This window comes from Finegoldia dalianensis (assembly GCF_046255015.1).
Lineage (GTDB): Bacteria > Bacillota > Clostridia > Tissierellales > Peptoniphilaceae > Finegoldia > Finegoldia magna.
Genome location: NZ_JBDLBQ010000003.1, coordinates 156,959 through 173,365 on the forward strand (window position 1 = coordinate 156,959; position 16,407 = coordinate 173,365).

The window sequence follows — 16,407 nt, forward strand, 5'->3', positions numbered from 1 at the left end:
TATGAATCTTGAGTTAAAACATGTGAATAAATCTTTTGGAGATAACAAAGTTTTAACCGATATTTCATTTAAAGTTGAAAGCGGACGTGCTTTTGGGTTTTTGGGTAGAAATGGAGCCGGAAAAACTACAACTATGAGAATCATTACGGATGTTTTGAGTGCTGATAGTGGACAAGTTTTGATTAACGGCTCTCCCATTAACTACAATGAAGTAAATATCGGATATCTTCCAGAAGAAAGAGGATTGTATTCCAACGAAAAAGTGTTCACCCAATTGTATTATTTTGCAAGACTTAAAGGAACAGACAGAAGAAGTGCTCTTCAAAATGTAAGATATTGGTTGGATAGGTTTGATTTGGCAAAATACAAGAATAGAAAATTGTCCACTTTATCCAAAGGTTTAAGGCAAAAAGTTCAAATCATTTCAGCTCTTTTAAATGACCCGGATATTTTAGTTCTTGATGAGCCGTTTTCTGGACTTGATCCAATCAATGCCCATGAACTAAAATTGGCTGTTGGAGAATTTATACAAAATCAAAAAATAGTTATATTCTCCAGCCATTTGATGAGTTATGTAGAAGAATTTTGCAGAGATGTTTGTGTTATTGAAGAAGGTAGAATTATTTTGAATGGGGATTTGAATGAAATCAAAACTTCTATGGCTGAGAAGAAAATGCTACTTAATGCAAACAACATGGGAATTTGGGAATTAAAAGAACTGTTAGAAGCAGAAAATTTGATTTATCCAGATGCAGTTGTCAGAGAGTTCAAACTTTTGGTTAGACTTACTGAAAATGTAACAAAAGAAGATATATTGGAATTTATGATGCTCAATCAGATTGACATCAATTGTTTTAGCCAATATGAACCAAGTCTTCAAGATGTGTTCGTGTCAAAGGTTGGTGTTACAGAATAATGAAAAAATTCAGTAGAGTATTTAATTTTGAATTTAACTCCATAATCAGACACAATTCTTACTTGATTGCGACATTGGTAATTACAGTATTGGTGTTTGCTTTGTCTTTTCTGCCAAGATTTATGCCATCTATTTTTAATAACGCCAATGCAGGGGCAAACAAAAACGCAACTGTTAATATTAATGCACTCACATTTAAAAACACATGCATTTATTCATCTAATAAGGATATTGATGTTGAATATTTGAAGACTATAATGGGTTTGGATAGCAAAGATGTGCTTACATCTGAGTCTGATGTAAAAAAAGCTGTAGAAAATGGTGAATACAATATAGGATTTGTAGTAGAAACGCCAACAAAGTTCAATTCTTATATCAAAAACAAAGAATTTATGGACGATCATTCCGAAAGGTTCACAAGGACTTTGGAAAAGTATAATTACGACAAAAGTTTAATTAGTAATGGAGTAGATCCTGGAATAATTGAGAAAAATTCTAAAGCAAAGATAGATTTTACAGAAAAAGTTTTGAACAAAGACAGGTCACATTCATTTGTATTTTCAATAGTTTTTGTTATACTTTTCGATTTAATGATACTGTTCTACGGTAGTGTCATGAGTAACAATATTTCTAGAGAAAAAAAGGATAAGACAATTGAAGTGCTCTTATCATCTGCAAAACCAAGTGTGTTTGTGTTTGGCAAACTATTAAGTTCAGCAGTTTTGGGAATAATCCAATACTTTATATTTATTATTGCGGGAATAGTCGGAATATTTGTAAATAAAAACTATTATCCAGAAGGCATATGGACGTTTTTTACAAATACTTTGAGTCTAAAATTCTTGTTGACTATACTTTTATTTGTAGTATTTGGATTTGTTTTGTATTTGATATTGTTCCAAATTCTTGGACTTGCTGTAAAAAGAGCGGAAGAAGTTAATTTCCTAATAGTTCCAATATTTTTAGTATTGGTAGGATTGTTCTTCGTAATAATCAATTCGTTAGGAAAAGACAGCGATATATTGATTAAAATATTATCGTTTGTGCCTTTTTCATCTGCAATCTTGATGCCAGTTAGATTTTTATTGAATGATGTGAAGTTATTGGAAATAGGAATATCATTTGGATTGATGCTTATTGTCATAGTTTTATTGTTAATAAGAACAGTAAAAATGTATCGCAAAAGTGCAATGGAAAATATTGATTAAAATACTTGACAGACTAAAAGAATAGTGTTAATGTATTAAAAGACAATTTAATATTTATCTTATTAAGAGTAGTGGAGGGAATGGGCCCTATGAAACTCAGCAACCTATTAAATTAGGTGCTAAATCCCACAGGAAATCCTGAAAGATAAGTTTACACATCCTTACCTTTTCAGGTGAGGATTTTTTTATGGAGGTATTATGAAAAACATATTTTTAACATCTGAATCAGTTACTGAAGGTCATCCAGACAAAGTTTGTGACCAAATTTCTGATGCAATATTAGATGCTATTATTAAAGAAGACAAAGATGCAAGAGTTGCTTGCGAAACTTGTTCTACAACTGGACTTGTTATGGTAATGGGAGAGATTACTACTACAAGTTACGTGGACATCAGATCAATCGTCAGAAAAACATTGGCTGAAATTGGATATGATAATGCAGATTATGGTATTGATGCAAGAACATGCGCAATCATAACTTCATTGGAAGAACAATCTACAGACATCGCACAAGGTGTTGATGAATCTGAAGAATACAAGGGCAATAAATCTGACGAATATGACAGATATGGTGCAGGTGACCAAGGAATGGTATTTGGATATGCAACTAATGAAACAGAATCAGGATTGCCATTACCATTGGAATTATCACACAAATTAGCAAGAAGACTTGCAACTGTTAGAAAAGAAAAAATCTTGAATTATTTGAGACCAGATGGAAAAACTCAAGTAACTGTTGAATATGAAAACGACGCTCCAAAAAGAATTGAAGCTATCGTAGTTTCAACACAACACGACCCAGATGTTGATTACGAACAATTAAAAGAAGACATCAAAAGAGAAGTTATCTTGAAAATCGTAGATGAATCTATGATTGATGAAAACACAAAATTCTTCATCAATCCAACAGGAAAATTCGTAATTGGTGGACCAATGGGAGATGCTGGACTTACAGGAAGAAAAATAATAGTAGACACTTACGGTGGATTCTGTAATCACGGCGGTGGAGCATTCAGTGGAAAAGACCCTACAAAAACTGATAGATCAGCAGCATATTTTGCAAGATATATTGCAAAAAATGTCGTAGCAGCTGGACTTTGCGACAAATGTGAAGTAGGTTTCTCTTATGCAATCGGAGTTGCAAAACCAATCAGTATGTTCATCAACACATTTGGAACAAATAAAATCGAAGAAGAAAAAATTATTGAAGCAATAAATGAAAACTTTGATGCAAGACCAAAAGCAATAATCGACAAATTGGACTTACAAAGACCTATTTACAGAGAAGTTGCAAGCTACGGACATTTCGGACGTAATGATTTGGATTTGTCATGGGAAAAATGTGACAAAGCTGAAGCTTTGAAGAAATATCTATAAAATAAAAATCAGTGAATGTTAAAATATTTCAACATTCACTGATTTTTTTAGTACTTTTTTAGTACTCCAAAAAAAATAGATAGCTAAAATTAGCTATCTAGAATATGTATGGCGGGAAATGGTAGGAATCGAACCTACCCGGGCAGCTCCTAACTACCTGAGACGGTTTTGAAGACCGCAGGGCACACCAGCACCCATCAATTCCCAAATACCTTAATATTATACCAAAAACAAAGTTAATTTACAAATTATTTTACAATCAATTCACAAAACTGTAATAAATATAATAGATTAGGGCAATGCACAAGCAAAGCCCAACTCTATTATTTGAAATCTTTTACTTTAACCCTGTCATTTTCAATTCTTTTAGTGTAGCCTTTAATGTCCAATGTTTCTAGAAGAGTGATTGCACTTTTTCTTGACATATTGAGCATGTCTTTGAGTTCTTTTACATTCAAAGTTTTGTTGTTATTGAAATGATCATCGACAGTTTTGATGAATTTGTCGTAACATTTTTTAGAAATCAAAAAGTTATCTCTTAAAATTACGACGTCTTTTTGTAATAAAATCCCCAAAATAGTCTTGTCCTTTTGGTTGTGAACAACATTGTCTATCTTCAATAATTTGTCGAATTGGTTTTGACAAATATCTTGAAGCATTTTCTTTCTGATTTTTTCATCTTCATCACTTAATTGAACTTTGTGACATTTAGAAGATATTATACCACTTTCTTCCATCAAAACCTCTTGGTCGTTTAAGTCTTTAATCATGTAATTGAAGAATGGTCTATCATCATCAAGTTGTAATTTTTTAAGAAGTTCTTCTTTGTTAATACCAGGTAATAAAGGATTTGTCTTGTGGAATGATATCACAAACATTTTTAATTTACCTAATAATTTTAAGTAAGCTTCTTTTTCTAATACTTTATCATTTCTAATTACAACTTTATCTTCTTGTTTTAGTTCGTCTAATTCTTTTAAAACTTTGTCTTTTGATTCCGAAGAATAAAATACCAAGTCATCAATTTTAGTAGGAAAAATCTCGTCTCGCAGATAATTTAAGATGATGTCTTTGATTTTACCCTCTTCTTTGATTTTTAGATTTTCAATGATTTCTTCATCGAATAATTTATGTTTTCTAACAGAACCATCTATTATAATGCCGCCACCAATTGTAACTTGTGGTGAAAATTGTCTCAAAATAAATGGGTCAGATGTTTTTGCATAAATTTTTTCTTCAAGTCTAATTTGAACCAAAGCTTGAGTGCCTGGTTGTATTACTTGCTTATCAAGAGGAACAACTCTTCCGAAAATTTCTTTTGTTCCGTGGAATAATCTAACTCTGTCCCAGTGGTTAAGAGGAGAGGCACTTTCAAGTAGCGTAAGTCTAACATCTATCATATTGAAAGCTTTCAATGAGTTTTTCTTAGCTATTACATAACCTCTGTCTATTTCATCCAAATTAAGATTTATATTCAAAGCAACCCTCTGTGATGGGTGAGCTACATTCACATTTTTGTTATGGACTTGAATATTTTTAATGTTGATATCTTTTTCTATTGGATAAATAAAAGATTCTCCCTTATGAATGTCTCCGTCTAATAAAGTTCCTGTAACAACTGTTCCAATTCCTTTTACATTGAACTTTCTGTCAATATTCATTCTGTAATCTCTTTCTGCATGTTTTTGCTTTAAATTCTTGGATTCAGAATCTATCATTTGAATCAAATTATCTATTCCTCTTTTCGAAATAGAATCTACTTCGCAAATAGGACAATTTTCAAGGAAAGTTCCTTTTACTAATTCTTTAACTTGTTCGATTGTTTTTTCAGTTTCTTCATCAGTTGCCAAGTCTCTTTTGGTTAAAACGACGATGCCTTCGGTTTTATTTAAAAATCTAAGTATATCCAAATGTTCAACAGTTTGTGGCATAACGCCTTCTTTACTGTCAATACATAAAAGGATCATATCCATTCCAAAAGTACCGGTCATCATATTTTTTACGAATTTTTCGTGACCTGGTACGTCAATTATTCCAGCTCGTTGACCACTTGGAAGATCAAAATAGCTAAAACCTAAATCGATAGAAATTCCTCTCTTTTTTTCTTCCGGTAGTCTATCAGTGCTATTTCCGGTTAAAGCTTTTATTAATGTAGTTTTTCCATGATCAATATGGCCTGATGTACCTATAATAAAATCCATATAACCTCCAATTAATTTACTAATTCATATTATATCATATTTTTCTATTTTGTATAAAACATAAGGAAATTATTTTCATAAATTTTTGTACAAACATATTAATTTAATTAAATGAAGTAATAACAATTCGAACTTATCAATTACTTTATCAATATAATAAAGTTTATTATCCGAATAATGCATTACAAAGAATACTTATCCAATAAAAATGTGGAAATATGATAATATTTAAAATGATAATGAATATTAATAAGATTTTTAAATATAATACTAATTTACTTTAGGCGATATAAGTGGTATAATTAAAAATATAAAAGAAAAAATAATTTTAATAACGGAAGGAAAACAATTTTATAGGAGGATTTTAATGAGTTTTACATTTGACTTAAAAGAACATGCTTCTCAAGTCGAAGAATTTCGAGAATTTGTAAGAAGCAAAAAGGATATTAAAGGTCCTTTGATGCCCGTTTTACAACGTGCACAAGATGAATTTGGTTATTTGCCTAAGGAAATTATTACAATGATTTCTAAAATATTAGACATTCCTTTGTCAGAAATTTACGGTGTTATAACTTTTTATGCACAATTTTCTTTGATTCCAAAAGGAAAATACGATATTCAAGTTTGCGAAGGAACTGCTTGTTATGTAAAAGGAGCTCAAAGAGTTTCTGAAAAACTACAAGAGATTTTGAAGATTCCAGCAGGTAGCACTACTGAAGATCAAAAATTTTCCATCACACCATGTAGATGTGTTGGTTTGTGCGCATTAGCTCCAGTTATTGTTATTAACGGCGATGTGTACGGTAAGGTAGCTGTTAATGAATTAGAATCAATTGTTAGTAAATATAATTAGTTATTAGGGGATTTGTTATGAATATTGAAAAACTTAATGAGATAAGAGACGAGTATGCAAAAAATATCAAAATGCGTGAACTCGTAAAGGATAAAATTTATGTTGAACATACTAATCCAAAAGAAAAACAAATAGTTGTGTGTGGTGGAGCTGGTTGTGAAGCTACAGGCGCTAAATCTTTGATTGATGAGTTTAACAAATATATAGAAGAAGAAAAAATCGAAAACGTAGTGGTTGTTCCAGTAGGATGTATTGGACTTTGCGAAACTGGTCCTAACGTTGTTGTATATCCTGAAGGAATTTTCTACACAAGAGTTAAATTATCAGATGTTAAGAGCATTGTCGATAAATCTATTGTAAATGACGAAGTTGATGAAGATGTAGTTTACGAAAATGCAAAACAAGACGATAAGATTTTGAAATACAATTCAGTTGATTTCTACGATAAACAATTTAAGATAGCTTTAAGAAATGTAGAAAAAATTCAATTAGAATCTTTAAATGAATATATTGGTGCAGATGGTTATCAAGCTTTACATAAAGCCATTTTTGATTTAGACCAAAAAGAAATAATTGAAGAAATGAAGAAATCCGGATTGAGAGGTCGTGGAGGAGCAGGTTTCCCTACAGGAAGAAAATGGGAATCAGCTTATAAAGTAGAAAATAATCAAAAATATGTTATTTGTAACGCGGATGAAGGAGACCCTGGTGCTTTCATGGACAGAGCGATTCTTGAAGGAGACCCTCATTCAGTATTAGAAGGTATGGCTATTTGCGGTAGAGCGATTGGTGCTAATCAAGGTTTTATCTACGTAAGAGCAGAATATCCAATTGCAGTTAAAAGATTGAGAATTGCAATTCAACAAGCAAAAGAAATGAATCTTTTAGGAAACAACATTTTTGGATCTGATTTTTCATTTGATATCGAATTGAGATTGGGTTCAGGAGCTTTTGTATGTGGTGAAGGTACTGCCTTGATGGAATCTATCGAAGGAAGACGCGGAATGCCTCGTACTAAAATATTCAGAACTGCTGAAAGAGGATTGTGGGATAAACCAACTATTATCAATAACGTTGAAACATTTGCTAATGTTCCAGCAATTATGTATAAAGGTGCAGATTGGTTTACAAGCTATGGTACAGAAGGTTCTCCAGGAACTAAAGTATTCGCTTTAGGTGGTAAAGTTGTAAACACTGGTTTGGTAGAAGTTCCAATGGGATCTACTTTAAGAGAAATAATATTTGATATCGGCGGCGGAATTAAAGATGGAAAGAAGTTCAAAGCTGTTCAAACAGGTGGACCATCTGGTGGATGTATTCCAGAAGAATTCCTGGATACTCCAGTTGATTTCGAATCATTGGGAAAAATCGGTTCAATCATGGGATCAGGTGGAATGATTGTAATGAATGAAGACGACTGTATGGTAGATATTGCTAGATTCTTCCTTGAATTTACTGTAGATGAATCTTGCGGTAAGTGTGTTCCATGTCGTGAAGGTACTAAGAGAATGCTTGAAATTCTAGAAAAAATCACTTCCGGAAAAGGTGAAGATGGAGATATCGAAGCATTAGAAGAATTGTGTGATACTATCACATCTGCTTCACTTTGTGGTCTTGGACAAACGGCTCCAAATCCAGTTATCTCAACATTAAAATACTTCAGAAACGAATATGAAGCTCACATTTACGATAAGAAATGTCCTGCTCATGCATGTAAGGCACTTTTATCATATGAAATTACAGACAAATGTATAGGTTGCACTAAATGTGCTAAAAATTGCCCTGTAAGTTGTATAGAAGGAGAAGTTAAAAAACAACACGTTATCGACAAATCTCAATGTATAAAATGTGGTAATTGCGAAACTGTATGTCCTGTTCACGCAGTAGTTAGGAGATAGATAGTATGATTACTGTAACTATTGATGGAAAAGTAATTCAAACGGATAAGCCTAAATTCATTATCGATCTAGCAAGAGAAAATGGGATTGATATTCCAAATTTATGTTACGATAAAAATTTGGCTGTAGTGAGCGCTTGTAGACTTTGTTTAGTTGAAGTTGAAGGAAGCAAAAAATTAATGACTGCTTGTTCTACTTTGGCAAAAGACAACATGGTTGTTCATACTAAAACTGATAGATTAATAAAACACAGACAAAGAATTCTTCAAATGTTGTTGGATTCTCATCCAAATGATTGCTTGACTTGTCAAAAATCCGGTGAATGTCAATTACAAAAATATTCTTATGAATACGGAGTAAAATTCAGAGAACATGACGGAGCAAGAAGAGAAAAATTAGTAGATGATTCTTCTCCATACATCATTAGAGATGATAGTAAGTGTATACTTTGTGGAAAGTGCGTAAGAACTTGTAATGTAATGGATGATAGAAAAATTCTTAATTTCTCAAATAGAGGATACGAAACAAGAATTAACTTAGATATCAACGATACATTTGAATCTTCTTATTGTATATCTTGCAATAGATGCGTAGTAGCTTGTCCAGTAGGTGCATTGATGGATAAGAGAGCTATGAATTTAGGAAGAAAATGGGAGTTAGAAACTAAGAAAGTTCAATGCAAAGTTTGCGAATACGGTTGTGAATTTGAAGTCTTGAGAAAAAATGGAAAGAATCTTGCATTAAGAGCATTAAGTCCAGAAAATGGCAGACCACTTTGCTTAAAGGGTAGATTGACTACTGAATTATTAAATGTAGATAATCCAAAACAACCTTACAAAAAGATAGGCGGAGAATTTGTTGAAGCTAGTTGGAATAATGTCTTAGGTTTGGATAAGATTTTAGAAAAAATTGAAAAAATAAATGAATAAAATATAGAGAATGAATAGGTGAAGTTATGAATAGAGAACAATTAATATCAATTATTGATGATGCTGTTAATAGAGAAGATGATTCGTATACATTTTACAAAAATGCAGCTGAAAAAGCAGAGGATCCACAAACAAAAAGTTTATTTGAAAGACTTAGCAAAGAAGAATTAAAACACAAAGATTATTTGCAAAAATTCTTAGAAACTAAGGCTGAAACTATCAAAATTGACGACAGTGAAGATTACAATCTATCACAAGATATTGATAGACCAAGAATGACTACAGAAATGGACTTCAGAGATGCTATTAAATTGGCAATAAAAAGAGAAGAAGAAGCTATGCAATTATATGCAGATATTGCTAACTCATGTATAGATAAATCTGAAAAAGATATTTTTGCGGGACTATCTAAAATGGAAAAATTGCATAAAACTGAACTAGAAGAAATATTTTTGAATGTAGGATTTAACGAAGTTTGGTAGGTGTAATATGTTAAATATAAATATTGATGGTATTGATGTTCAAGTTGAAGAAAATACCACTGTATTAGAAGCAGCGCATAAAATAGGGATTGATATTCCTACATTGTGCCACGATAAATACCTGAGCGAATTTGGCGGTTGTAGAATGTGCTTAGTTGAGATAGAAGGATCCAGAAAACTTCAAACGTCATGTTCTACTATGGTCAAAGACGGAATGGTTGTTAAGACAGAAACTGATCGTTTAGTAAAAACTAGACAAAATATACTTAAACTTTTGATGATGAATCACCCTAAAGATTGCCTAACTTGTTCAAAAGTTGGTAGTTGTAGATTACAAGATTTGTGCTACAGATATGGTGTTAAAAATCCAGAAGTATTAGGCAAATACGGTAATTATGACATAGAAGTTCAAAATCATGAAGTTGATGATACGAATCCATTGATTTTTAGGGACCAAAACAAATGTATTTTGTGTGGAAAATGCGTCAGAGTTTGTGAAGAAGTTCAATGTACACATACAGTAGATTTTAAAAATAGAGGATTTGATTCTTATATTTCTACAGCTTTTGATCTTCCTTTATCAAAGGAAAACTGTCGTATGTGTGGACAATGCATAAGCGTGTGCCCAACAGGTGCATTAATCAATAAACAATTAAAAGATACAAGACCTTGGGAAGTTGAAAAAGTTAAGACAACTTGTCCATTCTGTGGAACTGGATGTCAATTCAATTTAATTGTAAAAAATGGAAAAGTTCAAGGTGTTGAACCATGTGATGGTTATGTAAATCAAAATGCTCTTTGTATAAAAGGTCGTTTCCATACAGATATGATTCACTCGGACGAAAGATTAACTACTCCATTGATTAGAAAAAATGGAGAACTAGTTGAATGTAGTTGGGATGAAGCTATAGGTTATGTTGGAAATAAACTAAGAGATATCAAGATGGAATTTGGCCCAGATTCTATTGCTGGTTTAAGTTCTGCTAGATGTACAAACGAAGATAACTTTGTATTCCAAAAAATGATGAGAGCAGCGATTGGAACAAACAACGTCGATCACTGCGCCAGAACCTGACACGCTCCAACAGTTGCAGGTCTTGCAGCTACATTAGGAAGTGGAGCTATGACAAACTCTATAGAAGAAATTCTGGGTGCAGAATTATTGTTTGTTATAGGTTCTAATGCTACTGAAGCACATCCTATTATTGGTAATAAGATGAAACAAGCAGTTAAAAAGGGAACTAAACTTATAGTTGTAGATCCAAGAAAAACTGGCTTGGCGGAAGAAGCGGATATTTGGTTGAGATTAAATCCAGGTACGGATGTATTCTTGTTAAATGCTATGATGAAAGTTATCATAGAAGAAGGATTAGAAGCCAAAGATTATATTGAATCACGTGTTGAAAACTTTGAAGGCTTGAAGAAAACTGTAATGAAATACGATTTGGATGAAGCTGAAAAAGTTACAGGTGTGGACAAGGAATTAATCAGACAAGCAGCTTTGTTATACGCGAAGACAGAAAAAGCTGGTATATTCTATACACTTGGTATCACAGAACACACTCATGGAACAGAAAACGTAATGAGCTTAGCTAATCTAGGAATGCTAACTGGACACGTTGGAATTGAATCTGGCGGTATAAACCCTATCAGAGGACAAAATAACGTACAAGGAGCATGTGATTTAGGAGCATTACCTAACACTTATCCTGCTTATGCAAAAGTTACTGATCCAAAAGCTCGTGAATTTTTCGAAAGCGTATGGAAGACTCCATTGAGTCCAAATCTTGGATACCAAATCCCTGAAATGTTTAATCAAGCAGTTAAGGGAAATGTTAAAGCAATGTATATAATGGGAGAAGATCCTGTTTTATCAGATCCAGATGCAAATCACGTTAAGAGAGCTTTGAATAATTTAGATTTGTTAGTAGTTCAAGATATATTTATGTCTGACACAGCAAAGCTTGCAGATGTCGTATTCCCTGCAACTTGCTACGCAGAAAAAGATGGAACTTTTACAAATACTGAAAGAAGAGTTCAAAGAGTTAGAAAAGCTGTTACTCCTCCGGGACAAGCTAGAAATGACTGGTCAATTTTATGCGATGTAAGTAAAATCATCAATCCAAATGTATTCTTTGATTATGAAACAAGTGAAGATGTATTTGAAGAAATGAGAGTAACTATGCCAAGTTACAGAGGTATGACTTACGAAAGAATTGACAAAGTTGGATTACAATGGCCATGTCCTACAACATCTCACCCTGGTACAAAATACTTGCACAAAGGAATATTTGCAAGAGGTCAAGGTCAAATGATGGAAATAGAATACAGACCATCAGAAGAATTGCCTGATGAAGATTATCCAATGATTTTAAGTACAGGAAGAATGTTGTATCATTACAATATAACTACGAGATACTCAAAAGATTTGGATGGAGTAAGTCCTTACGAACTTGCAGAAATCAATCCAGTGGATGCAGAAAGATTGGGAGTAAAAGATTTGGATACTATCAGAGTTACATCCAGAAGAGGAAGTATCGTAACTCGTGTTGTAGTAACTGACAGAGTGTTACCTAATATGATATTCATGACATTCCACTACAGAGAGTCTCCAGTAAACGAAGTGACATCAAATCACTACGATCCAATTACAGGAACTGGTGAATATAAAGTGTGTGCAATTCATGTTGAAAAAGTTGATTTACATCCAGATCATGAGGATACAATTCAAAGATTTGTTAACATGGCAACTTTATTATCAGATGAATACAAAAAAGATAAAAAAGTAATATAAAAAAAAAGCTCTCAGATTTTAAAATCTGAGAGCTTTTAAATTGCAACTATTTTAAGATATCTTCAATTAATTTTAGCAATTTGTCGTTTGATTGTTCATCCAAAATACAAAATCTAAAAAAGTAGTCATCCAAATTATTAAATGATGCACAATCTCTTATAATAAGAGCGTGAGGAATTAATTTTTCTCTCAATTCATGTGCGGTTAATTTTTTGTCCAATATTTCGCATAGTACGAAATTCGATTTTGAAGGATAAACTTTCAAGCAATCTATTTTTTCTAAAGTAGATATCATTTTTTCTTTTTCACTATTAATAAATTCGAACACTTTTTTGTGGTAATCAGTATCCGTGAACATCTCGCCACCAAGAATGTCGGCAAAAATATTTATGTTCCACAAATTGGTGTGTTTATTTATTTCATCGTAAAGTTTTTTATTTCCAGTTATTCCGTAACCCAATCTTATTCCTGCAGCTGCGAAAAACTTCGATGTAGAGCGTATAACAAGTAGGTTATCGCATTTTTCAGTTAAATTTACTGCAGAATACATGTCTACATCTGAAAACTCAACATAAGTTTCATCTATCATAAAATAGCAATTGCTTGATTTGATAAGTTCTTCAAGTTTTCTGTTTTCAATAGCATATCCTGTTGGATTATTAGGATTGGTTAATATTACAAGACTTACATCATTTTCTTTTATCATTCTCGATAATTTCTCACAATCTATCGCAAAATCATTTGATTTATCCAAATTGTAAGAAATTATATTGGAGTTGATTTTGTTGAGTTCTCTTTCGTACTCAGAATAACTAGGGTTGAATATTATTGCGTTTTTTGGATTGATTAGAGATATAAATGATGAAATCAAATTAGTGCTACCAGATGTAAGCAAGATTTTGTCTCTTGATACATTGGTGTATTTTTCAATAGATGATAGTAATTGATCGTAATTTGGGTCAGGGTACACTCCGACTTTATTAAGATTATTTTCAAGCTTAGTCATCGCTTTAGGACTTGGACCCAAAGGATTGACGTTTGAACTGAAATCCTTGATTTCATCTATATTAAATCCGTATTCTTTTTGAATTTCAAAAAGATTTGCTCCATGAGATGATTTCATTATTTTCTCCTTATAAAATATTAATACCTCTTGTTTTATCTAACAAAACTGAGATAGATTCTTCTCTGTTGATGTGGTGAATAAATTCGCTCATCAATTCGCTCATATCTACAGCGTGGAACCATTCTTTGTTTTTGATTGACTCTGGTACGTATGTTAAGTTTGTAGAATAAACTCCGTCGATGTAGCCTTCTTTATTCATTTGATCGAATTTGTCAGGACCTTCAGTAAACAAAGCGAAACTTACTGCGCAGAATATTCTGTTTGCGTTTTGTTTTTTCAATTGTTTTGCAATATCAATAACAGATCCACCAGAAGCAATCATATCGTCAACAATTAATATGTCTTTGCCTTCTACTTCACGTCCGATGTATTTGTGTTCAATAATAGGGTTCTTGCCATCGACTACTTTAGTGTAATCACGTCTTTTGTAGAATAATCCTATGTCTTGTTTTAAAATATTAGAATAATAAATTGCTCTATCCATTGCACCGGTATCAGGTGAAATAATAATCATGTTTTTCTTGTCTAATTCATCAGTAGTAATATTTTCTTTTTCTAAGAAGTGAGTAACTATTTCTGCTGTAGGATAGATGTTTTCAAATGTCATCAATGGGATTGCGTTTTGTACGTTTGGATCATGGACATCAAATGTATAAATTCCATCTACTCCCATGTCTTCTAATTCTTGAAGTGCCATTGCACAGTCAAGTGATTCTCTTGATTTACGTCTGTGTTGGCGAGATGCATATAAAAGAGGCATCATAACATTGATACGAGAAGCCTTTCCATTAATTGCGGAGATAACTCTTTTGATATCTTGGAAGTGTTCATCTGGACCAATTATAGTTTGTTCACCGAACATATTGTACTTCAATCCATAATTTCCAACGTCTGATATGATTAAAATATCACGACCTCTAACTGATTCATCGATTGTAACTTTTCCTTCACCGTTACTAAATCTGGATTCTGTTATCTTTAATAAATAACTTTCTGTTGCACCATTTTTTTTCATTAAAAGTTCGTCAACTTCTTTTGCCAAACCTTCAATGTTTTTCATAGCTATGATTCCAAGTTCTCCGTATGGAAACTCTTCAAATTTTGATTCTGACATAAGTCCTCCTTAAATACTACATTATATATAAAGAATATCACAAACAATTTCCGTATTCAAATTTAAATAACACAAACTATTTGATATAATCGGATAGGAAAGGTGTTTTATAATTTATGGAAAATAATGATGAAAAATTCATGATGAAAGCTATCGAACAAGCGAAGATTGCATTTTGTATGGACGAAGTTCCAGTTGGATGTGTTATTGTAAAAAATGGCGAAATAATTGCTCAAGCTTATAACAGTGTGGAAACAGATAACAATGCGACAATGCATGCAGAATTAAAAGCTATTAATCAAGCAACTAAGGTTATTGGAAATTTTAGGCTTGATGATTGCACAATGTATGTGACATTGGAGCCTTGTGTGATGTGCACCGGAGCCTTGATATATTCGAGGATACCAAAAGTTGTGTTCGGAGCTTTTGATAAAAAAAGAGGAGCTTGTGGGTCTTTACTATCATTAAATGATTACGAAGGACTCAATCATAAAATAGAAGTAAAAAGTATCATGGAAAAAGAGTGCGTAGAATTGTTGCAGAGTTTTTTCAGGGGGATTCGTGAAAAAAATAGAAATAAATAGATTAAGTGATTATTTGAAAAAAACATACGGCACGAAAGTTTACAAATTACCGCTAGATGGTGGATTCAGTTGTCCTAATAGAAAAAATTCTAAGGGTTGTATTTTTTGTTCTGAAAGTGGATCTGGTGAATTTACTTTTAATGAATATTCAATCAAGGAGCAAGTCGAATTGCAAATTAAAAGATTATCTGAAAAGAAAAAAGCAGACAAATTCATTGCGTATTTTCAATCGTTCACCAATACTTACAAGCCAGTAAATGAACTTAGGAAAATTTACTCAGATGCTATTGATAACGAAAATGTGCTGGTACTTGATATAGCCACCAGAGGAGACTGTTTAGATGATGAGAAGATAAAACTTTTGCGCGATATAAACAAACAGGTGGATGTGTGGGTTGAAATGGGACTTCAATCTACAAAAAAATCTACAATAGAATTGATTAACCGTGCATACAGCAATGATGTTTATTTTGATATGGCAAAAAAACTAATGGATAATGACATTAAAGTAATCTCGCATGTAATAGCAGGCCTTCCATATGAAACTGAGAATGATTTTTTGGAAAGTGTGTATCAAACGCAAATGCATGATATTTGGGGAATCAAAATTCATTCATTATATATACAAACAGATTCAAGGTTGTACGAGTATTATCTACGAAATAAATTTAAAATTTTGACGATGGATGAATACACTGATTGGGTTGTAGATAGTTTCAAAATTTTAAATGAGGATACAGTTGTGCACCGAATGACAGGAGATGCTTACAAGCCAAAACTTTATCTTCCTAAATGGTCTTGTGATAAATTGAAGGTAATTTCTGAGATAAATAGTAAAATTAAAACATACAATACATAAAAAAATTTATTGAAGTTTTTGTGCTTTTGAAATATACTTACTTAGTATAGGAATATGGAGGGAATA

12 protein-coding genes, 1 tRNA gene, 1 pseudogene and 1 riboswitch are annotated in these 16,407 nt (G+C 32.3%); of the genes and pseudogenes, 10 read left to right on the forward strand and 4 right to left on the reverse strand.

The annotated features are described in order from the left end of the window. Window position 1: 1 nt before the first annotated feature. From ABDJ34_RS04555 to metK, 3 genes are all read left to right on the forward strand, one after another. Window positions 2–916, forward strand: coding sequence for an ABC transporter ATP-binding protein (locus ABDJ34_RS04555; protein WP_278735474.1), 915 nt, complete (start codon window positions 2–4; stop codon window positions 914–916). Beyond that, complete coding sequence (locus ABDJ34_RS04560) at window positions 916–2,124, forward strand: ABC transporter permease (RefSeq protein WP_412701527.1); 1,209 nt, start codon at window positions 916–918, stop codon at window positions 2,122–2,124. Before ABDJ34_RS04555 ends, ABDJ34_RS04560 begins: the two co-directional genes overlap by 1 nt. 56 nt (window positions 2,125–2,180) lie before the next feature. After that, a riboswitch (SAM riboswitch) is annotated at window positions 2,181–2,276 on the forward strand. Window positions 2,277–2,322: 46 nt separating this feature from the next. Further along, window positions 2,323–3,501 carry a methionine adenosyltransferase gene (metK, locus tag ABDJ34_RS04565; protein WP_353316408.1) on the forward strand — a complete coding sequence of 393 codons (1,179 nt, stop codon included), beginning with the start codon at window positions 2,323–2,325 and terminating at the stop codon, window positions 3,499–3,501. 109 nt (window positions 3,502–3,610) lie between these two features. Here the strand turns inward: metK and ABDJ34_RS04570 are convergent. Continuing rightward, window positions 3,611–3,707 (reverse strand) — tRNA-Sec (locus ABDJ34_RS04570). Between the two features lie 117 nt (window positions 3,708–3,824). Further along, window positions 3,825–5,702 carry a selenocysteine-specific translation elongation factor gene (gene selB, locus ABDJ34_RS04575; protein WP_412701528.1) on the reverse strand — a complete coding sequence of 626 codons (1,878 nt, stop codon included), beginning with the start codon at window positions 5,700–5,702 and terminating at the stop codon, window positions 3,825–3,827. Window positions 5,703–6,069: 367 nt separating this feature from the next. Between selB and ABDJ34_RS04580 the strand changes: the two genes are divergently transcribed. The 5 genes and pseudogenes from ABDJ34_RS04580 to fdhF all read left to right on the forward strand — a co-directional run. Further along, window positions 6,070–6,555 (forward strand): NADH-quinone oxidoreductase subunit NuoE family protein, encoded by a 486-nt coding sequence (locus ABDJ34_RS04580; protein WP_094207401.1) that lies wholly within the window; start codon window positions 6,070–6,072, stop codon window positions 6,553–6,555. Between the two features lie 17 nt (window positions 6,556–6,572). Continuing rightward, a complete protein-coding gene (locus ABDJ34_RS04585) occupies window positions 6,573–8,453 on the forward strand; it encodes an NADH-ubiquinone oxidoreductase-F iron-sulfur binding region domain-containing protein (RefSeq protein ID WP_412701529.1) in 1,881 nt (626 codons plus the stop codon). A gap of 5 nt (window positions 8,454–8,458) precedes the next feature. Next, window positions 8,459–9,382 carry a 2Fe-2S iron-sulfur cluster-binding protein gene (locus tag ABDJ34_RS04590; RefSeq protein WP_412701530.1) on the forward strand — a complete coding sequence of 308 codons (924 nt, stop codon included), beginning with the start codon at window positions 8,459–8,461 and terminating at the stop codon, window positions 9,380–9,382. A gap of 26 nt (window positions 9,383–9,408) precedes the next feature. After that, window positions 9,409–9,864 (forward strand): ferritin family protein, encoded by a 456-nt coding sequence (locus ABDJ34_RS04595; protein WP_412701531.1) that lies wholly within the window; start codon window positions 9,409–9,411, stop codon window positions 9,862–9,864. 7 nt (window positions 9,865–9,871) lie between these two features. Next, window positions 9,872–12,562, forward strand: a pseudogene (gene fdhF, locus ABDJ34_RS04600) (formate dehydrogenase subunit alpha); the annotation flags it as partial. Between the two features lie 142 nt (window positions 12,563–12,704). Here fdhF and ABDJ34_RS04605 read toward each other — a convergent pair. Both ABDJ34_RS04605 and ABDJ34_RS04610 read right to left on the reverse strand, forming a co-directional pair. Further along, window positions 12,705–13,781: a pyridoxal phosphate-dependent aminotransferase gene (locus ABDJ34_RS04605; RefSeq protein ID WP_412701532.1), complete on the reverse strand. Its 1,077-nt coding sequence runs from the start codon at window positions 13,779–13,781 to the stop codon at window positions 12,705–12,707. Between the two features lie 10 nt (window positions 13,782–13,791). Beyond that, window positions 13,792–14,898, reverse strand: a complete 1,107-nt coding sequence (locus tag ABDJ34_RS04610; protein ID WP_412701533.1) for a ribose-phosphate pyrophosphokinase — start codon at window positions 14,896–14,898, stop codon at window positions 13,792–13,794. A gap of 116 nt (window positions 14,899–15,014) precedes the next feature. On the opposite strand from ABDJ34_RS04610, the gene tadA reads away from it, so the two are divergent. Both tadA and ABDJ34_RS04620 read left to right on the forward strand, forming a co-directional pair. Beyond that, window positions 15,015–15,482: a tRNA adenosine(34) deaminase TadA gene (gene tadA, locus ABDJ34_RS04615; protein ID WP_412701534.1), complete on the forward strand. Its 468-nt coding sequence runs from the start codon at window positions 15,015–15,017 to the stop codon at window positions 15,480–15,482. Next, entirely contained in the window at window positions 15,460–16,341 is an 882-nt protein-coding gene (locus ABDJ34_RS04620; protein WP_412701535.1) for a TIGR01212 family radical SAM protein, read from the forward strand. The genes tadA and ABDJ34_RS04620 overlap by 23 nt, the downstream gene beginning before the upstream one ends. Window positions 16,342–16,407: the final 66 nt, after the last annotated feature.